Origin of the sequence: Acinetobacter sp. 'aerobic (ED)' (genome assembly GCF_904886855.1) — a bacterium.
Classification (GTDB): Bacteria; Pseudomonadota; Gammaproteobacteria; order Pseudomonadales; family Moraxellaceae; genus Acinetobacter; species Acinetobacter courvalinii.
This window is the reverse complement of sequence record NZ_CAJHGI010000004.1, coordinates 194,665-213,035: the sequence shown is the minus strand read 5'-3', so window position 1 is coordinate 213,035 and position 18,371 is coordinate 194,665. Positions and strand designations below refer to the sequence as shown.

The window sequence follows — 18,371 nt, the reverse complement described above, 5'->3', positions numbered from 1 at the left end:
GGCATATTTTATAAAAATGAGAACTGTTTTACAAAAATAAACACTTATAAATGTGTGAAAACGTGTTTAGAACATAGTGTTTTATGTAAAAAAATGATTAAAATGAAAATGCTGAAATGATAACAATACGAAAAAATATGAACTTAAAGAACGATATAAAAGTGAATAATGGATCATGGAAAAGAAGTATGAGTTTTAAGTGGTTACTTTATGCAGCAACGCTATCTGTACCAATGACACATGCAACCACACCAAGTGAACAGTATCACACTTTAAAGAACAATTTGTCCCGGCTGTTTGTTCCGCAAAGTAGTGATGAGTTTAAAGTTGCGCAAATGCAAAAGTTGAGCAACTTTTCGGTCGATTCCTCACTAGGCAATGATTTACCTGTTGTTGGATCAGGACGTCCACAAGAGACGGCGATCGCAAATGCATTTTGGCAGAATCAGCGTAAGATATTGAGAGATGCCGTGCAGGTAGCGGTACAGCGTAATCCGGATATTGCACAAGGAATCGCGGCACTGGCATCGCAAAATGCCAATATCGACGTGGCAAAATCAGGCTACTATCCACAGATTGGCGGTGGTGTCAGCACAGGAGATCTGGGGAAGAAAAGTACACGGGGGCAGCAATTACTGACCTTGAATGCAACCCAGATGCTTTATGATTTCGGCAAGGTTAAATCGGGTGTCAATGTAGAAAAAGCCAAGGTGTTGGTTGGACAGGCCAATGTGCTGGTCAAAATTGACGATATCTCCTTGGATGTGGCACAAACTATTATCAATATTCAGCGTTATCAGACGCTTATCCGGATTGCCAATCAGCAGATTGCCGGGATTAAGCGAATTCAGGAAATGGCCAATCTGCGTGCCAATGCCGGGATCAGTAGTCAGGCTGATCCGATCCAGGCCCAGTCTTATTTACAATCTGCACAGTCGGCGATGATTGCCCAGCAATCTTTACTCAGTCAGTACCAGCAACATCTTTATACCTTGCTTGGTTTTGATACCCGCAACGTGCAATGGACCATTCCTGACGATTTTGTAAAACAATCAGATTTATACGCAACACCACAGTTCAATACCATTCCACAAATGATTGCTGCACAGGCGGGCATTGAAGTGGCGCGTAATCAAAAATTACAGACACAGGTGAGTAATTATCCGACACTATCGGTAAAAGGAGAACTGAGTCAGGCTTTACACGGACGTAACCCGGGAAATGATAAAGAAGGCGGCTTTGATAGTGCCATCATGCTGGAAGCCAGCAGCCAGTTTTACCAAGGGGGAGCGACTTCTTCCAGAACACGCGCCGCCAGTTATGCTGAAGAGGCAGCAAGAGCGCAAGTAAATGCGGTTTATCTCAAGGTGCTGGACCAGATCCGTACCAGTCGTGAACAGATTGAAAATAAACAACGCCAGATGCAGGTTTTGGCAGGACAACAAGCAACAACAATACGTACAAGAGAACTTTATCAAGAACAATATAAATTGGGAACACGGACTCTAGTCGATTTGCTCAATGCAGAACAAGCGATTCATAGTGCGAACTCAGAGGCTGAAACAGCACGTTATGATATTTACAGCAGCATTGCACAATACATTGCTGCGACAGGACGTTCTCGTCAGGCCTATGACCTCAATAATTTAAATATACAAGGGTTTGAGGTACAACCATGATTACTACAAAAATAAATTATCAGCCATGGTTACAGGCAATATTAACCATCGCCAAGCATTACCGGATTGAACCATCTGAAGAACGGATTCGCTTACAACTGGACTGGAACCAGAACCAGAACCTGGATGAGGTCCTGATTCTGATCAGTCGGCAGATTGGCCTGAACTTACGCAAAGTTGCCTTTAGCAATGACGTGATTAACCCTTGGCGCCTACCGGTACTGGTCGAACTGGCCGACGGGCAGGTTGGTGTGATTGATAAGGCGGATGGTACCGGACATGTCAGCATTCAGCTCAGTGGTGATCAGGGCCTGTCACAGAAATTTGCCGTCGGCGCGCTAAGACACATCATTAAGAATGTCTATGTACTGCGTCCTGAACAGTCGGTTCCTGATGCGCGTGTTGATGAATATATCAAGCCTTATCAACCGAGCTGGTTCTGGTCGATTGCCTTACAAGACTGGAAGCGCTATATCGATATCATGCTGGCATCGATGATTGCCAATATTTTGGCATTGGCGACCATTATTTTCTCCATGCAGGTCTATGATCGGGTCGTTCCTTCGCAATCTATTCCGACGCTGTGGGTACTGGCAGCGGGTGTACTCATCGCCGCGATTTTCGAATTTGTGCTGCGTCTTTCGCGTATTTACATTTCAGACATTATTGGAAAACGGGCCGATTTACGAGTGTCTGACCGTGTATTTGGTCATGCACTGCGTATCAAAAATAGTGAGCGCTCCAAATCTACCGGTACTTTTATTTCCCAGATTCGGGAGCTGGAAGGCGTACGTGAGCTGGTCACTTCGACCACAATGGGCGCGATTGCAGATTTACCATTTTTCTTCTTATTCCTGGTTATTTTTGCGCTGATTGGCGGAAATTTATTCTGGGTCATGCTACTGGTCGTACCTTTAATGATTTTGCCTGCGATCTTGGCACAAAAGAAACTGGCGCAACTGGCTCAAGAAGGGATGCGCGAATCCTCCATTCGTAATGCGATTCTGGTTGAAGCCGTGCAAGGTATTGAAGATATCAAGCTATTACGTGCAGAGTCGCGTTTCCAGAACCAGTGGAACCACATGAATGAGGTGTCTGCCGATATTAGTATGCAGCAACGTAAAATTGTGGGGGTACTCACGGCATGGACACAAAAGATTCAGGGTCTGACCTATGCTGCGGTGATTCTGGTGGGCTGTTTTGCGGTGATGAAAGGTGATATGACGACGGGTGCACTGGTGGCCTGTTCGATTTTGTCTTCGCGTATGCTGGCACCGATTTCGCAAATCACCGGGATTCTCGGGCGTTTACAACAAGCCAAAGTAGCGAAAAAAGGTCTGGATGAATTAATGAAAAAGCCGGTGGATCAGGCAGATCAGGCTCATCTGGTGCATAAAGAAGTGCTACATGGCGACTATGAGCTTAAAAAAGTCGTATTCCAATATTCCGAAGATGATCCACGTCCAAGTCTGTCTATTCCACATTTGAAGATCCGGGCGGGTGAGCGTATTGCCATTCTTGGACGTAATGGTGCGGGTAAATCGACACTATTACAAATCTTGTCGGCGATGCAATTTCCAAATGCAGGTTCGGTACATTTAGATGATCTGGATATTAGCCTGATTGATCCGTCCGATGTCCGTCGTGATATGGGCTTACTCAATCAGAATGCACATTTATTCTATGGCACCATTCGTGAAAACCTGACTTTAGGCGCACCACTGGCACGCGATGAAGACATTTTAAAAGCGCTGAAAGTGACTGGTGCATTGAGCTTTGTGCATGAGAAGAAAGAAGGACTGGATCATCTGGTGTTAGAGGGTGGGGTCGGTTTTTCCGGGGGGCAACGACAAGCGTTATTGTTGGCACGTCTCTTGATCCGTCAACCAAACATTCTATTGCTGGATGAGCCAACGGCAGCCATTGATGATGTCGCCGAGAAGCAGCTGATTGATCATTTAAGAAGCTGGCTCGGTTATCGGACTTTAGTGGTGGCGACCCATCGTCGTGCCGTTCTGGAACTGGTGGACCGGATTATTGTCATGAATGAAGGCAAGATCGTAATGGATGGACCAGTGGAACAAGTCTTACAACAATCAGCAATAAAACAAAAAATAGTTTAATACTTAGAGCATAGAGGCAAATTTATGAGTGAAGAACAAAAAACGGGTAGTCGTCCGATGAATGTAACTTACAAGGAACCTAAGTTACCTCGTTCGACACTCGTTGTTTGGATGATTGGGATTGGTTTACTTGTACTCTTGATCTGGGCATGGTTGTTTAATTTAGAAGAAGTTTCTACGGGGACAGGTAAAGTTATTCCATCTTCGAAAGAACAGATCATTCAGTCACTTGAAGGGGGTATCCTAACCAAGCTTGATGTGAATGAAGGGGATGTGGTGGAAAAGGGGCAGATTCTGGCCCAACTCGATCCGACACGTTTGGCATCGAATGTGGGCGAGTCGCAGTCTTTACTGATTTCGGCACAGGCCACCGCAGCGCGTTTACGTGCCGAAGTGAATGGCACGCCACTGACCTTTCCTGAAGAAGTTAAGAAAAGTCCTAAGCTGGTTCAAGAGGAAACTGCACTTTATTATTCGCGCCGTGAGAATCTGGAGCAATCCATCGCAGGTTATGAACAGGCGGCCAAGCTAGTACGACAAGAACTGGCCATGACCGAGCCATTAGTAGCCAAAGGTGCAGCCAGTGAAGTTGAAGTGTTGCGTTTAAAACGTGAAGCCAATGACTTGAATAATAAGATCAATGACACGCGTAACGAATATTATGTCAAAGCGCGAGAAGAGCTTTCCAAGGCTAATACTGACATTCAGACCCAACAACAGGTGGTGAATGGACGTGCTGACAGCTTGCAACGTGCGGTATTTAAAGCACCAGTAAGGGGTGTGGTCAAAGAAATTGATGTCACGACTTTAGGTGGGGTGATTCCGCAAAATGGTAAATTGATGACCATTGTCCCACTGGAAGATAAATTGCTGATCGAAGCTCGTATTTCACCGCGAGATATTGCTTTCATTCGTCCAGGACAAGAGGCTCTGGTCAAGATTACGGCCTATGATTACTCTATTTACGGTGGTCTGGATGGGAAAGTTACCATTATTTCTCCAGATACCATTCGTGATGAAGTGAAACAGGATCAGTTCTATTATCGTGTCTATATCCGGACCGATTCGGACCGCCTCTATAACAAGGCGGGTAAGGCCTTCAGTATTACGCCGGGGATGGTGGCGACAGTCGATATTCGTACCGGTCAAAAAACCATTATGGATTATCTGCTCAAACCGTTTAATAAAGCCAAGGAAGCATTACGCGAACGCTAAGTGATGTGGATTGAGAAAACCTCGCTTCAGGCGAGGTTTTTTATTTGCCAGTGAAGCAGCTATAATCTGTTTTTCAGTTTTTATCTTGTTTTTTATGCCATTTACCATTGCCAGTACGGTAACTTTTGAAGAAGACATTAAAAAAAGTCGTTTCCAGGCGATTGCGGCTGTTGTTGAAAATGAACAGCAGGTTAAAGATTTTCTGGAACAGTACAAAGATACTTCAACTACACATCAATGCTGGGCATGGAAAATTGGGCATCATGTCCGTTTTAATGATGATGGCGAACCTTCGGGTACGGCAGGTCGCCCAATACTTGCAACCATTGAAGGTAATGAACTCACCAATGTGATTGTACTGGTCAATCGCTGGTATGGCGGTATAAAACTGGGGACGGGCGGCTTGGTTCGTGCCTACGGCGGTTGCGCAGGCCAGTGCTTATTGTTGGCAGAAAAAATTGAACTGATTGAAAAGAAAGAAATACGTTTTGCATGTCTGTTCAATGAATGGGCCATTATGCAGTATGAATTGATGCAGCAACAGATTGAGTATCAGGAAAGTTATACTGATACCGGTGTTACGGTTCAGGCCCGGTTGCAAGTGCATCAGCTTGAGCCATTAAGGTTAAAACTCCAAGATGTCACTAGAGGTCGCGAGCAATTGGTATTGGTTGAGGAGCAAGACAATGAATGATCCTTTATTAAAATACCGAGAGCAGCATAAACAGCGCCTTAATTACATGCCGTGGCTGTATTGGACACTCAAGCCGAAACATCGTGAATGGGCAGAAGCATGGCAAGCTGAGTATCAGGCCTATCTCATGGAGATGGAGACGGTGGAAATCGGCAAGAACTGCTTCATTTCTCCATTGGCACATATTTTTGCTGAGCGCGGTCGCAAGATTTCGATTGGAGATAATACTTTTATCGCAGCGGATTGTACCTTGCATGGCCCGTTAGAGATCGGCAATGAAGTCGCGATTAACCATCACAGTATTCTGGATGGGGGACGTGCAGGGATCAGATTACATGATCAGGTTAGAATCGCAGCCTATAGTCATTTATATGCCTTTGACCATGGTATGGAAATGGATCGTGCCATTTACCAACAGCCTGTTCGCTCTAAAGGAATTGAAGTTGGACGTGATGTCTGGCTTGGCGCACATGTGGGCATCAAGGACGGGATTAAAATCGGAGATCATGCCGTTATCGGAATGAACAGTATGGTCACTAAAAATGTAGACAATTACGCAATTGTGGCAGGGAATCCAGCAAAAATAATCCGTTATCGCAATAAGTAAAAGTTTATTAAAAAGCATCTGAGATTCGATACATAAATTTAACCTTCCTCACTTTTATCTATGTTAAGTTAAAAACAAGTAGAAGACCTAAGGTATGTACCTAAAGAGAGGCGAAAATGAACCGTGTAATTGCATGTATCGATTCTTCACCCTGCATTGATGCTGTGGCTGAGGCGGCCGTATGGGTAGCTAAACAGACACAAAGAGAATTGGTACTGTTGCAAATTCTGGACTATTACCCAGCGAGCTATCATTTAGGTGAAATCAGTGGGGTAATTGGTTTTGAAAGTAATGCCATGTTACTGAAAGAACTGGCTGAGCTCGAACAAAAACAAAGTGAGCTGGCCCTGGATTATAGTAATAATTTACTAAAACATATCTCGGAGCTGATCGAGAAACAGTATGGTCTGACCAGTACCAAGATTCAGGAAAAAGGTGATTTTCTTGAACAAAGTTTTAATCTGCTTGATGAAAACGATATCGTGATTATTGGTCGGGTGGGTGAGCGTGCTGCTGAGAAAAACAAACCGATTGGAAGTAATGTTGAAAACTTTATCCGTGGCGCAAACTGTACCGTCATTACAGTAGGCGAGCATTTTCAGCCACCAAAACGGTTTATTTTTGCTTATGAATATTCGCCAACCTGTCAGAAAATGCTGCAACGGATTGCAAAAAGTGATCTGTTGAAACTATTGCAATGTCATCTGCTTTACGTCGGTGATCATCCGGAGATGCTGGCAGAGCCTGAGAAGTACTTAACCGATGCCGGTTTAGAGGTGGTATCGGTGTACCGTTATGGTGATGTTGCGCAAAATATTCTTGAATATCAAAAGGAACACGATATTCAGCTGATTGTACTCGGGGCATTTAGCCATAGTAAAATTCATCAGTTCTTCCTGGGAAGTATTACCACGACGATCTTCCGGAATGCCAATGTGCCGTTACTTGTCGCTAAGTGATTCATTTCTTTCCATATAGTTATCCGCAATTCCTGTGGATAACTGTATGGAAAAGCATAAGAGATAAATATAATTGGTTGATATTACACAACTAAATTAAATAGGTTGTTTTTTAATCTCTATTTTACGATGGCAATTGCAAAGCCATCATGACCTTTTGAGCCGACTGTTTGTAATGCGGTGCAAGATAAAAGTTGAGGATGATCTTTCAACGCCGTGAATGCTTCACGAATCCCTTCAATACTGGGTTTCTTGTTATTCGGGTCTAGAATATCCCCGGCACGAATCACGTTATCCAGCACGATAATGGTACCCGAATGAGCCAGTTTTAAACTTAACTCAAAATACTCAGGATAACTTTGCTTGTCCGCATCAATAAAAATCAAATCAAAGGGTTGGCTGCCTTCAGCAATCAACTGATTCATGATATCTGCACCACGACCTTTTTTTAGCTCGATGGTGGTGGGCATATTGGCAAAATCAATATTTTCCTGTGCGATAACAACATGGGTATCGCGACCTTCCACGGTAAGCAGGTAACCATCTTCCGGCAATGCCTTGGCGAGCCAAATGGTACTGTAAGCGCCAAATGTGCCTAATTCCAATACACGTTTGCATTGGTTCATCTGGATCAGCATCTGCAAAAACATGCCTTGATTAGGTGCAACAGCCAAATGATTAGAAAAACCCTGGGTATCGGTATTGTCTAATGCATGTTGAAGTCTTGGGTCTGTGGGAATTAAATGTGAATTGATATAGTCATCAATCTCGGTCCACATCTGTTGCATAATCAAGTTTACCTATGAATCTGTTAGCTGCATTTTAAACGTTTATAACCAGAGTGCAATTTGATTGCTCAATTAATCTGGTGTAATGAAATAAAAAAGAGATCAATTTGATCTCTTTTTAAGTGGATATAGGTTTGTTAGAAATTACACATCGAGCTATTACGGGTTAGGTCAGGGCCCCAGGTACGATAGCCTTGTGTATCAATATGAATCTGTCCGGAACTATATAAACCAACGCCGATGTCCAGACTTTGTCCATGCTGTGCCCAAAACTGGCATAACTTGAATTTGGTCTGTTCGATAAAGGCATAGTCTTGAGGTTGCGGATATTCAGGCCCGATGCGGAAATCAATAGCCGAGTTAAACAGATGTTTGGATGAACCTGCACCGCCTGCACATTGATTCAATGGTAAATCGCGGTAAACCGAGGTAACTTCAAAATCGGTTAAGACTTTTGCTGCGACCAGATATTTAAAGACACGTAAGGTTGGAAGGGCATTTCCCCATAACTCACGGTTTGGCACCATATATTCGGAACGGCCACATTTCTGCCAGTCGCGTGCCGTACGTAACAATTCAAAACTTGGCACAATATGCGCAACATTATTACGCGCTAAAAACTGTTCATATTCGCGGACACGTGCATAATTGTCGCCTTGACCGAGCCATTGGCGATAGGAGGCAGGTTCGACTTTATTGGGAACAGGGCGGGTAAAAGTGACTTGTTCTTGAGGAATATAAATTCTTTTACCTTGGTTTTGATTGACTTTCGGGGTTGAACTCGAGCAACCCACCATCATCACAGGGATGACAAATAATGATAATAGACCCTGTAATTTATTTCGAATCATAAAAAGCGCAGTTCATAATCGATAGGCGTATTATTTTAATGCAAAATGGCGCCTGAATAATGAGGTAATTGCAAAGAAATGTGTGATTAAAGTATAAAAAAGACCAGTAAAACTGGCCTTTCTTCATTATTTTTCTAAATATTGCAGCTTGTCTGGCTTGCCATTCCACTCTTCGCGGTCAGCAGGTTGCTCACCGATTTGAGTGATATTATTGCCTGCCCATTTTTCAGACAATTCGGCATTGAGTTCGATAAAGACTTCTTGGCCTTCTGGTAACTCATCTTCCGAGAAAATCGCATTTGCCGGACATTCAGGTTCACATAGTGCACAGTCAATACACTCATCCGGATTGATCACCAGGAAGTTAGGACCTTCGTAGAAGCAGTCTACTGGACAAACTTCCACACAATCTTGATATTTACATTTAATACAATTTTCGGTGACAACAAAGGTCATGGCGGCAGCTACCTAAAAATATGGTTTTCATTTTGAATAGCGTATTTTAGGCAAAAAATACCGATAGAAACAATTCCTTTTATTGATATTTATTATTCGTATCAATGAAATGGACTTATTTATATGACTTTTGTTGATAATAAGTCTCAACTACAGCCGTAATTCGCTTATTTATGCTTTTTCTTGAGACCGCCGCCGTCTTGCTTATTCACTGTTGCCCAAGCAATCCGTTCAGCCTCTTCCTGAGAGCGGCCTTGGTCTAGCTCGCTTTCTTCAATATGTTTGGCTTGTCGTTTCTGTTTTGCGGTATAGGCCGTTTTATCACCACGAGACATGACATATTTCTCCATAGACTGATAGATCTGATTTAGAAATAACATGATCAGATCAGGCAATGGGTGAGGGATTGTTTGTTTAAACGGTATCTGTGTAAATCAGCTCTAGTATAAACACCAGAGCTGATTGGGTCACAGTTAACTTTCAAGTGTCTGACTGGTCTTGAATAAGGCTTTGAGTTGATACAACTGTTCCAGTGCCTGACGTGGTGTCAGGTCATCAACATCAATATTTTGTAACAACTCTAAGGCCGGTGATTTAGCTTCAACCTCAACAATTTTCTCAATCACCTGGGTTTCGATTTCATGTTCAACAGAACTGAATAAGTCATTCTGAACGCTACTAGGCAAATGCTGATGCTGTTGCTTTTCCAGAATTTTTAAACGCTTTTGGGCTTCCTTGATTACGCTTGCAGGAATCCCGGCCAGTTTCGCAACCTGTAAACCATGACTTTGGCTGGCTGGGCCATGCTGAACTTTATGTAGCAAAATCAGATTGCCATTCAGTTCCTGTGCGGTGACATGATAGTTATCAATGCCTGCTTCGCTACCCAGTTCAGTCAGTTCAAAATAGTGGGTCGCAAACAGACACAAACATTTTACCCGTTTGGTTAAATCAACCACACAGGCCCAAGCCAGAGAAAGGCCATCATAGGTACTGGTTCCACGACCGACCTCGTCCATCAGCACTAAAGACTGGCTGGTGGCATGATGAAGGATCTGTGAGGTTTCGGTCATTTCCACCATAAAGGTCGATTTACCTGTCGATAAATCATCCGCTGAGCCGATACGGGTAAAGATACGGTCAATTGAACCCAGCTTTGCAGCTTTGGCCGGGACAAAGCTGCCACAGTAAGCAAGCAGGCTAATCAAGGCGGTCTGACGCATAAAGGTCGATTTACCGCCCATGTTTGGACCGGTAATGATCGCCATACGATGCTGGGGATCAAGGAAAGTATCATTCGGTGTAAACGGGGCTTTATTTAATGCTTCGACCACAGGATGGCGACCAGCCTGAATCTTGATGCAGGTTTCAGCGGTAAATTCTGGTCTTGCCCAACTGTTTAATCGCGCTTGATGGGCAAAGTTTGCCAATACATCGATATGTGCAATCGCGGCACTCATCATTTGCAAATGCGCAATATTCTGACGTAATTCATCAAGCAATGATTCAAATAAAAGCTTTTCACGGGCGAGGGCGCGCGACTCACTTGAAAGCACTTTATCTTCAAAGCCTTTCAGTTCTGGTGTGATGTAACGTTCCGCATTTTTCAGGGTTTGGCGACGAATATAATCGGCGGGCGCCTGTTCAGCTTGCGCTCGTGTCAATTCGATATAATAGCCGCTGACCCGGTTATAACCGATTTTCAGGGTATTGATGCCAGTACGTTCACGCTCTTTAATTTCTAAATCAATCAGGAACTGACCTGCATGATCACGAATTTTTCGGAGTTCATCCAGTTCATCATCATAGCCTTCAGCAATGACATTGCCGTCACGTAATAGCACTGGTGGATTTTCAACAATCGCAGCCATCAAGTGCTGATGTAGACTCTTAAAATCACCCAGCTCTTGGTCAAGCTGTGTTAGCAGTTTAGATTGCTGGGTTTTTAATACAGGCGCTAAAGCATGACGCAAGAACGGAATCTGTGCACAGGCATGACGGAGTTGTACCAGATCACGGGGACGAGCACTGCCTAAAGCAACCCGGCTGAGCACACGTTCAATATCACCAATTTCTTTCAGCACCAGCCGAACAGGGGCTTCATGAAAGCCTTTTAATAACTGTTCAGTCGCATCAAGACGTGCATCCAATATGGCTGTGTCACGGATCGGTTGCATTAAGGTTCGGCTCAGCAAACGTCCGCCCATCGCGGTCTGGCAATCATTGATGAGCTGAAACAGTGAAGTACCATGTTCAAATAACGGCTCAATGATCTCCAGATTGCGGCGCGTAATTGGATCAAGTGCAATAAAGTCAGTACTTTGCTCAATCTGGATGGAGCGGATATGCGGTAACGCGGTTTTTTGGGTTTCTTTTGCGTAATGAATCAGGGCAGCAGCGGCAGCTCTGGCAAGCGGGAATGGATCAAGACCAAACCCTGACAAGGTCGACACTGAAAATTGATCACATAAGGTTTTTTGCGCATTATTTAAATTGAAGTCGACATTCGGACGTTTGGCAATGGGGCAGTCCAGATTTTTCTTGATCTGTTCAATAATATTTTGGTCAATCAGATCTTCATCAATCAGGATTTCGCTCGGCATTAAACGTGCCAGTTCAATTGCCAGTTGCTCTTGCTTATAGTCCTGCTGCTGGACTTTAAAAATACCAGCACTGAGATCAAGTAAAGCCAGACCGAGCTGATTTTGCTGAATGCACAGCGCCACCAGATTTGAAGATTGATAACTGCCCAGCAAGGCATCATCGGTCAAGGTTCCAGGCGTCAAAATACGAACAACTTTACGCTCAACAGGCCCTTTTCCAGTGACCTCACCGACTTGTTCGCATATCGCAACTGTACGGCCAGCTTTGACTAAACGTGCTAGATAACCTTCCGCTGAATGATACGGAACCCCCGCCATCGGAATCGGTTGTCCGCTGGCCTTACCACGATGAGTTAAGGTAATTCCTAACAGTTTGGCGGCCAAGTGAGCATCTTCAAAGAAAAGCTCGTAAAAATCTCCCATACGATAGAACAGCAAAGCATGTTGATAGTCGGTTTTGACTTTGAGGTACTGCTGCATCATAGGTGTATGAGAATCTAGGTCAGCCATGATTTCAGCGCTGTTCATTCGTTTTAAATCCTTGAAACTTAAAAATTAGTTAAATCTGGTCTGGATGGTGAGCGTGATCATTCATCCTGATTATTCTGTGCAAATCTGACCGAATTGCTTAAAAAAGTATAGCTTTTTTATGTCACATGACGTTAAACGCATATGAGGTGAGATTGAATGTGCACATAGCTCATCTTAACAAATCCATGGAAATTCACAAAAAGGATTGCCGTAATGAGTGAAGAAATAAGCAACAAAAAGAAAGTTGCGCTGTCAGCTCGTGCCATAGATAAAATGAAGGCGGGTAAGGTTGATAAAAGTGATATTGGTGAATACACAGGTTTAAGATTTTTTTATGGGAAGACAGGACTTAAAAGTTTTATCTATCATCATAGAAGTCCTATAGATAATGCTATAAAGAAAATTACTTTGGGTAATGATTCAAATAGGGGTAGTTGGATTGCACAAGAAATTCATGATTGGATTCAGTTGAAGATAGAACCTTAGATATAAAATCCAAGGTTCTTAATACTAGAAATTTTAGTGGTTTACCGCAGCAAATTGCTGAGCGTTATAGCGTGCGCCCATGTTTGGATATCTTGCAATAATTGCATCGATTTCTGCCAAGTCTGTCGCTGTTAAATCAAGGTTTATAGCACCCGCATTTTCCACAAGACGCTCGATTTTACGCGTACCTGGAATCGGGATAATGTCTTCACCTTGTGCCAAAATCCAAGCTAAAGCCAATTGAGCTGCTGTGGCGTTTTTGCTTTGAGCAAAGTCACTAAATGCTTGCGCCAAGCTTTGGTTATTTTTCCAGCTGTCACCTTGATAGCGTGGTAATTGGCGGCGGAAATCGTTTTCATCTAGGCTGCCCACATCAAGTGTATTAGTGATTAAACCACGTGACAGCGGAGAATACGGCACAAGGCTAATGTCTAACTCACGAATAGTTTGCAAATGGGTTTGCTCAAACTCACGAGTAAGCAATGAATATTCATGTTGAACCGCTGCAATAGGGTGAATTGAATGCGCTTTAAGAATGGTTTCAGCCGATGCTTCACTGAGTCCCAAATAACGCACTTTACCTTGTTTGACCAAGTCTGCCATTGCACCAATGGTGTCTTCAACCGGAACATTGGGGTCAATACGGTGTGCATAATACAGATCAATTACGTCTGTATTTAAACGTCTTAAACTATTCTCTACCGCAACCTTAATCCACTCAGGAGAACCGTCGATATAAGAGTCTAAAGAGTTTTGTGGGTTAAGGTTGTCTTCTTTATAACGAAAGCCAAATTTGGTCGCCAAGAACACTTTGTCGCGATGTTTCTCTAAAACTTTTGAGAGCAAAACTTCATTTGCACCGTTGCCGTACATATCAGCGGTGTCCCAAAAGTTAATGCCGAGATCTAAGGCTTTTTCTAAAGTTGCAATACTTTGTGTGTCGTCTGAGGCACCATAGGCAAAGCTCATTCCCATGCAACCTAAACCAAGTGCTGATACTTTTTCGCCTGTTTGTCCTAAAGTTCTATATTTCATTTTTCACACTCTTTTTGCAAAATCACTTGAGTAGAAAAACTATAAAATGCTTTGGCTCAAACTGACGTATAACATTCAAACCAATAATTATAAAATTCAAACAATCTATTTTTAGGCTACACAGTCTTCACGGAATTTTTTAGGCGAAAAACCCGTATTTTTCTTAAAGAAGTTAGTGAAATATGCTGAATATTCAAAGCCTAAGCTATAGGCAATTTCGGAAATATTCCAACTGGTGTGTTGTAGCAGCGCTTTGGCTTCTTGCGTAATACGCGAGCTAATATGTTCAGAAGTCGTTTTACCCGTGGCTTCTTTTACAGCTCGGTTTAAATGGTTTACATGTACCGACAGACCATAGGCATAGTCATTTGCAGTTTTGAGTTTAAGTTGAAAATGTGGTGAATCGATGGGGAACTGGCGCTCTAATAATTCGAAAAATAAATGGCAGATCCGAACCGCAGCATTACTATGTTTTTCAAACTGTTTGGTCGGTTGCATTTTCATGGCTTCATGCACAATCAGGTGCAAATAGTTTCTTAAAACGTTGTATTTATAAATATAGTCTGAATTTATTTCTGTCATCATCTTTTTGAAAATAAATGAAATTTCTTCAACCTGTTGGTTGTTTAAAAAATATAACGGGTCACCGTCGACTTTAAACAATGGGGAGTCTTTTAAAAAACTTTGTCTTGATTCTTGGTTTACAAACTCTTCGGTAAATAGACAGAACCAGCCTGCTTGTTCTGGCGAATTAATTTCCCATGCATAGGGAACCATCGGATTTGAAAACAACAAAGCAGGGCGGTCTACCCGTATCCAGCGGTTGGCGTAGTGAAGTTCGCCTGTGCCTAAAACCAGTGAAATTTTATAATAATCGCGACGGCTATATGGTGTAAGGAACGAGCAGGCATCGCGTTGGAACACATTAAAATGTCCAAACGAAGTCGATGGAACCGCGTAATCGCTATCTCTGGTTAAAGAAAAGCGGCGATAAAAATCCTGTATGGTTTCCATGTCTTTGCCTGCATGCATTATCAATTTATATAAAGTTATAAAATTCAAACTTTCTCTACTTTACTCTTATTTATAACTTATTCAATTTGCTTATTAAAGCAATTATAGGCATACATGATAAATTAATAATACATTAAGCAGATAAAGTATAAGAGAAAGTAATATTGGTATAGCGCTATACCACTGTAAAAAATCTTTATAAATTAATATTTAATCTCACATTAATGCACTAAATCACAGCTCCCATCTTTTACTGAAGGTGCTGCAAAAACAGGGCAAATTGAGATCATTTAATTGTTTGTTTATTTCAACTGACCCCACCTTCACCGAATATGACCCGAAATCCTTCGATAACAGGTTTGTATAAGCAACTTTTTGTTAATTTTGATAACTGAAATGATATCTATTGCATCTTAATATTCTTTGAGTGATAGCATCTATACATACCACTGATATTAGCCAAAGCATTGTGTGAAAAAGAATGATGAGTCTAGATTGGATGCTTCAAAGCAAAGAAATTTCTACCACAATAAGTACTGCTGATTGGATTCCACTTAAAGCGTCCAGAAATGAAGAAAAAGGTAATGTTGACAAGCCAGGTTATAGTGCAGATTTCTTCTCATGTAGTTCAATTGCTTTTTTTTCAGAAAAACGCCGTTTTGCAGAACAATTAACATGGAGAAAGCTAGGTTGTAGTCATGAGTTCCTTCCATCAATAGATGAAGATGGTCATTATTCTTGCATCGAAAACTTTAAAATAAATAGTAACGAGGTTACGGGAGTACATCTGGTTTTTGATCACTCTCAGCCTGTGACTGGAGAGAGGAAGTGGATCTTAAATCCTGATCTTATTGTTGCTTTAAGATTGGTCAAACAGGGGAATAACTGGGTAAGGCCAGAGGAAGGGGATGTAGTAGTGGCCCGCGAAGAATTTGATAAACAGGGTAACCATATTTTGATTGAGATAAAAAGAGAATTTTTGCTTGAGTATCTGGTAGCAAGAAAACTTTCACTCCGCCTGTATTATTGCTATCAAAGAGCGGAAAATGTTATCTCATTGAAAGATAGTCCGTATAAAAATCAGCTGAGTAGAGTAGAGCAGCAAAACGGTGGGGAGTTTGAGATAGCGATTAGAAAACTAGATGATGTTTTTAATGGTCGCTGGATCTTGTATAGCGTTGAGCAGGAGCTGCTAGATAATAAAAACAGTGTTGCTGAGTGCAAAGATATATCTATCGATTATGAGGGCATTCGTGTAGATAGCGTATTTAGAAGAGATGAATGGATTGAGCATCAGGAGAGAGGCAATCAGAACAAAGAGAGCCTATAAGTATTAGTTTTAAAAAGGGAAACGTAATAATTAACCATCACTTTATTTCTTATACATTTTAATAATTCTATTGGCTGATGTAATCCTTGTACTACTTCATTCGCAGGCTGCCTCTACAGAATTGACATCTTTGGATGATATCTGGTTTAAATTTTTTTATTCACAATATTTGCAGTAGATAGGTGGTAGATGAGTGTTTTTTAAAGATTACTGAATCGTCTAGAGGGTTGATCATGAAAAAATGGATCTGCAAAAATTGTGGGTTATACCGGAAAGTTAATCCTAATAATATAAAAGTGGGACAACGTGTTTATTTTTATAAAAAGAAAAAAAGCGAGGAACAGACATCTGTTCAAATCAATGAAGAGCCGATTAAGGGTGTTGTGTTAAGAAAAGAAAATGGGCTTATATCCGTTTTGACCAATAAAGGCATCTCTAAGGTCAACGATAAAGATCTCTACCTTGAGAATGCTCCCGTCAATTTTGTGTATAACATGTTTGGTGTCTGTGAATGTTAATTTAAAGCTATGAATTAGCTGTTATGCGTTATTACTTCAAGGGGATAAGCTTTTTATTCCCTTTTTTTTATTGTGCTGTTTGCTAGTTTGAAGAGCTCGTATCTTTCTGCTTAATCAGTTGCGCTGTAGTCAACTCCCTACGAAAAAAACGTTATTAAAAGTAAAACTATAAAGATTTTTCTTATATTTATCTTGGGCCTAGAGATCTATTGTGAGTAGGTCGATATTGCTGAGAGCACATCGATAAAGATCATATTTCAACATGGAATGCTAGGAATGATGAAACGTATTTCTCAATCAAGAAATTTATTGATAGAAGCGACTGGTTTACAGGTAAAGATCAGTCAGGCAATCAGCTTAGGTTTGCAAAATCCTACAGCAAATAAAGGAGGTGAGTAATATGAGAAAGTTATTGGTTTTAGTCGCCTCGACAATTTTCGTATCTACTCTATCTGCTCAAGAGATTAACCAACCTTCCCCCACCACAGGGATGAAAGCGTTTCTGGATGTATTAAATTCTGGAAAAGGTAAGCCTATAGAACAGATGCAACCTCAAGAGGCACGACAGGTACTCATTGGGGCTCAAAAAGGGGCCAAACTTCCACCTGCTAAAGTTGTTGATAAGACGATTATAGTCGATGGACAAGAGCTTAAGCTTAAAGTTGTCAAACCAGTGGATGCCAAAGGCATTCTTCCTGTATTTATGTTTTTCCATGGTGGTGGTTGGGTTCTCGGGGATTTTAACACCCATGAACGTTTGATTCGGGATTTAGTCCGCGAGTCTGGTGCGGCAGCTGTGTATGTTGATTATACGCCTTCGCCGGAAGCGCATTTTCCTGTCGCAATTAATCAGGCATTCGAGGCGACCAAATGGGTAAGCCAGCACGGTAAAGAGATTGGGGTAGATGGTCAACGTTTAGCCTTGGTGGGGAATAGTGTCGGCGGTAATATGGTGGCTGCTGTGGCATTGCAAGCCAAGCAGTTTAATGATCCAAAAATTCGTTATAACGTGATGCTCTGGCCAGTAACCAATGCTGATTTTGACAATGCATCTTATAACCAATACGAGAATGGATATTTTCTAACAAAGAATATGATGAAATGGTTCTGGGATCACTACACCACCAACACGAAAGATCGTAACAATATCCTTGCCTCACCGCTTAGAGCCAGTAAGGAACAGCTCAAAGCTTTCCCTCCTACTTTGATTCAAACTGCAGAATTGGATGTATTACGAGATGAAGGCGAAGCCTTTGGTCGTAAGCTGGATGAGGCCGGAATTCCGGTCACGGTAACGCGTTACAATGGTGTCATTCATGATTTTGGCCTTTTGAATCCGCTCAGTCATGAGCCTGCTGTTAAAGTTGCTTTAGCACAGGCAGGAACGGAACTGCGTAAACATTTAAAGTAGTTTTCCTAGCTGCGTCAGCAGAGAAGCACGACCTATAATCGTGCTTCTTCTATTCATTCTGGTTTGGCGAG

The 18,371-nt window shown here is 42.1% G+C and carries 18 protein-coding genes; 11 read left to right on the top strand and 7 right to left on the bottom strand.

The features are described from left to right. Nucleotides 1-188 precede the first annotated feature (188 nt). The 6 genes from JO943_RS09820 (at nt 189) to JO943_RS09795 (ending at nt 7,277) form a co-directional block, all read left to right on the top strand. Complete coding sequence (locus tag JO943_RS09820; RefSeq protein ID WP_202740681.1) at nt 189-1,679, top strand: TolC family protein; 1,491 nt, start codon at nt 189-191, stop codon at nt 1,677-1,679. Further along, nucleotides 1,679-3,802 (top strand): type I secretion system permease/ATPase, encoded by a 2,124-nt coding sequence (locus JO943_RS09815; protein ID WP_032868162.1) that lies wholly within the window; start codon nt 1,679-1,681, stop codon nt 3,800-3,802. The genes JO943_RS09820 and JO943_RS09815 overlap by 1 nt, the downstream gene beginning before the upstream one ends. Nucleotides 3,803-3,826: 24 nt before the next feature. After that, a complete protein-coding gene (locus JO943_RS09810) occupies nt 3,827-5,017 on the top strand; it encodes an HlyD family type I secretion periplasmic adaptor subunit (RefSeq protein WP_005231522.1) in 1,191 nt (396 codons plus the stop codon). Between the two features lie 94 nt (nt 5,018-5,111). Beyond that, nucleotides 5,112-5,711 carry an IMPACT family protein gene (locus JO943_RS09805; protein ID WP_199973533.1) on the top strand — a complete coding sequence of 200 codons (600 nt, stop codon included), beginning with the start codon at nt 5,112-5,114 and terminating at the stop codon, nt 5,709-5,711. Then, the gene (locus JO943_RS09800; protein WP_202740680.1) at nt 5,704-6,318 is read left to right on the top strand and encodes an acyltransferase; all 615 of its coding nucleotides are present in this window, start codon (nt 5,704-5,706) and stop codon (nt 6,316-6,318) included. The genes JO943_RS09805 and JO943_RS09800 overlap by 8 nt, the downstream gene beginning before the upstream one ends. A gap of 116 nt (nt 6,319-6,434) precedes the next feature. Continuing rightward, complete coding sequence (locus JO943_RS09795; RefSeq protein ID WP_005231519.1) at nt 6,435-7,277, top strand: universal stress protein; 843 nt, start codon at nt 6,435-6,437, stop codon at nt 7,275-7,277. 119 nt (nt 7,278-7,396) lie between these two features. Here the strand turns inward: JO943_RS09795 and JO943_RS09790 are convergent, their stop codons facing one another. From JO943_RS09790 to mutS, 5 genes are all read right to left on the bottom strand, one after another. Next, on the bottom strand, nt 7,397-8,065 hold the full coding sequence (locus JO943_RS09790) for an O-methyltransferase (RefSeq protein ID WP_005231518.1): 669 nt from the start codon (nt 8,063-8,065) through the stop codon (nt 7,397-7,399). A 137-nt stretch (nt 8,066-8,202) separates the two neighbouring features. Then, nucleotides 8,203-8,916: a D-Ala-D-Ala carboxypeptidase family metallohydrolase gene (locus JO943_RS09785; protein ID WP_005231517.1), complete on the bottom strand. Its 714-nt coding sequence runs from the start codon at nt 8,914-8,916 to the stop codon at nt 8,203-8,205. Between the two features lie 126 nt (nt 8,917-9,042). Further along, complete coding sequence (gene fdxA, locus JO943_RS09780; RefSeq protein ID WP_004652744.1) at nt 9,043-9,372, bottom strand: ferredoxin FdxA; 330 nt, start codon at nt 9,370-9,372, stop codon at nt 9,043-9,045. A gap of 167 nt (nt 9,373-9,539) precedes the next feature. Further along, nucleotides 9,540-9,707 carry a hypothetical protein gene (locus tag JO943_RS09775; protein ID WP_032866431.1) on the bottom strand — a complete coding sequence of 56 codons (168 nt, stop codon included), beginning with the start codon at nt 9,705-9,707 and terminating at the stop codon, nt 9,540-9,542. A gap of 138 nt (nt 9,708-9,845) precedes the next feature. Beyond that, entirely contained in the window at nt 9,846-12,503 is a 2,658-nt protein-coding gene (mutS, locus tag JO943_RS09770) for a DNA mismatch repair protein MutS (RefSeq protein ID WP_202740679.1), read from the bottom strand. 216 nt (nt 12,504-12,719) lie between these two features. On the opposite strand from mutS, the gene JO943_RS09765 reads away from it, so the two are divergent. Continuing rightward, entirely contained in the window at nt 12,720-12,992 is a 273-nt protein-coding gene (locus JO943_RS09765) for a hypothetical protein (RefSeq protein ID WP_227614455.1), read from the top strand. Nucleotides 12,993-13,025: 33 nt separating this feature from the next. Here JO943_RS09765 and JO943_RS09760 read toward each other — a convergent pair whose 3' ends face one another. Both JO943_RS09760 and JO943_RS09755 read right to left on the bottom strand, forming a co-directional pair. Beyond that, the gene (locus JO943_RS09760; RefSeq protein WP_202740678.1) at nt 13,026-14,027 is read right to left on the bottom strand and encodes an aldo/keto reductase; all 1,002 of its coding nucleotides are present in this window, start codon (nt 14,025-14,027) and stop codon (nt 13,026-13,028) included. A 111-nt stretch (nt 14,028-14,138) separates the two neighbouring features. After that, complete coding sequence (locus JO943_RS09755) at nt 14,139-15,041, bottom strand: helix-turn-helix domain-containing protein (RefSeq protein ID WP_202740677.1); 903 nt, start codon at nt 15,039-15,041, stop codon at nt 14,139-14,141. A 481-nt stretch (nt 15,042-15,522) separates the two neighbouring features. Between JO943_RS09755 and JO943_RS09750 the strand changes: the two genes are divergently transcribed. The 4 genes from JO943_RS09750 (at nt 15,523) to JO943_RS09740 (ending at nt 18,300) form a co-directional block, all read left to right on the top strand. Further along, nucleotides 15,523-16,371: a hypothetical protein gene (locus JO943_RS09750; protein ID WP_202740676.1), complete on the top strand. Its 849-nt coding sequence runs from the start codon at nt 15,523-15,525 to the stop codon at nt 16,369-16,371. 233 nt (nt 16,372-16,604) lie between these two features. Next, the gene (locus JO943_RS09745) at nt 16,605-16,889 is read left to right on the top strand and encodes a hypothetical protein (protein ID WP_202740675.1); all 285 of its coding nucleotides are present in this window, start codon (nt 16,605-16,607) and stop codon (nt 16,887-16,889) included. A gap of 276 nt (nt 16,890-17,165) precedes the next feature. Further along, nucleotides 17,166-17,288 (top strand): hypothetical protein, encoded by a 123-nt coding sequence (locus tag JO943_RS18620; RefSeq protein ID WP_009510815.1) that lies wholly within the window; start codon nt 17,166-17,168, stop codon nt 17,286-17,288. A 1-nt stretch (nt 17,289) separates the two neighbouring features. Beyond that, nucleotides 17,290-18,300: an alpha/beta hydrolase gene (locus JO943_RS09740; RefSeq protein ID WP_202740674.1), complete on the top strand. Its 1,011-nt coding sequence runs from the start codon at nt 17,290-17,292 to the stop codon at nt 18,298-18,300. Nucleotides 18,301-18,371: the final 71 nt, after the last annotated feature.

What these genes read in the sequence shown, in the direction of transcription:
- JO943_RS09820 (WP_202740681.1), top strand. Translation starts at nt 189, where the DNA reads ATGAGTTTTAAGTGGTTACTTTATGCAGCAACGCTATCTGTACCAATG.
- JO943_RS09810 (WP_005231522.1), top strand. Translation starts at nt 3,827, where the DNA reads ATGAGTGAAGAACAAAAAACGGGTAGTCGTCCGATGAATGTAACTTAC.
- JO943_RS09805 (WP_199973533.1), top strand. Translation starts at nt 5,112, where the DNA reads ATGCCATTTACCATTGCCAGTACGGTAACTTTTGAAGAAGACATTAAA.
- JO943_RS09800 (WP_202740680.1), top strand. Translation starts at nt 5,704, where the DNA reads ATGAATGATCCTTTATTAAAATACCGAGAGCAGCATAAACAGCGCCTT.
- JO943_RS09795 (WP_005231519.1), top strand. Translation starts at nt 6,435, where the DNA reads ATGAACCGTGTAATTGCATGTATCGATTCTTCACCCTGCATTGATGCT.
- JO943_RS09790 (WP_005231518.1), bottom strand. Translation starts at nt 8,065, where the DNA reads ATGCAACAGATGTGGACCGAGATTGATGACTATATCAATTCACATTTA.
- JO943_RS09785 (WP_005231517.1), bottom strand. Translation starts at nt 8,916, where the DNA reads ATGATTCGAAATAAATTACAGGGTCTATTATCATTATTTGTCATCCCT.
- fdxA (WP_004652744.1), bottom strand. Translation starts at nt 9,372, where the DNA reads ATGACCTTTGTTGTCACCGAAAATTGTATTAAATGTAAATATCAAGAT.
- JO943_RS09775 (WP_032866431.1), bottom strand. Translation starts at nt 9,707, where the DNA reads ATGTCTCGTGGTGATAAAACGGCCTATACCGCAAAACAGAAACGACAA.
- mutS (WP_202740679.1), bottom strand. Translation starts at nt 12,503, where the DNA reads ATGAACAGCGCTGAAATCATGGCTGACCTAGATTCTCATACACCTATG.
- JO943_RS09765 (WP_227614455.1), top strand. Translation starts at nt 12,720, where the DNA reads ATGAGTGAAGAAATAAGCAACAAAAAGAAAGTTGCGCTGTCAGCTCGT.
- JO943_RS09760 (WP_202740678.1), bottom strand. Translation starts at nt 14,027, where the DNA reads ATGAAATATAGAACTTTAGGACAAACAGGCGAAAAAGTATCAGCACTT.
- JO943_RS09755 (WP_202740677.1), bottom strand. Translation starts at nt 15,041, where the DNA reads ATGGAAACCATACAGGATTTTTATCGCCGCTTTTCTTTAACCAGAGAT.
- JO943_RS09750 (WP_202740676.1), top strand. Translation starts at nt 15,523, where the DNA reads ATGATGAGTCTAGATTGGATGCTTCAAAGCAAAGAAATTTCTACCACA.
- JO943_RS09745 (WP_202740675.1), top strand. Translation starts at nt 16,605, where the DNA reads ATGAAAAAATGGATCTGCAAAAATTGTGGGTTATACCGGAAAGTTAAT.
- JO943_RS18620 (WP_009510815.1), top strand. Translation starts at nt 17,166, where the DNA reads ATGATGAAACGTATTTCTCAATCAAGAAATTTATTGATAGAAGCGACT.
- JO943_RS09740 (WP_202740674.1), top strand. Translation starts at nt 17,290, where the DNA reads ATGAGAAAGTTATTGGTTTTAGTCGCCTCGACAATTTTCGTATCTACT.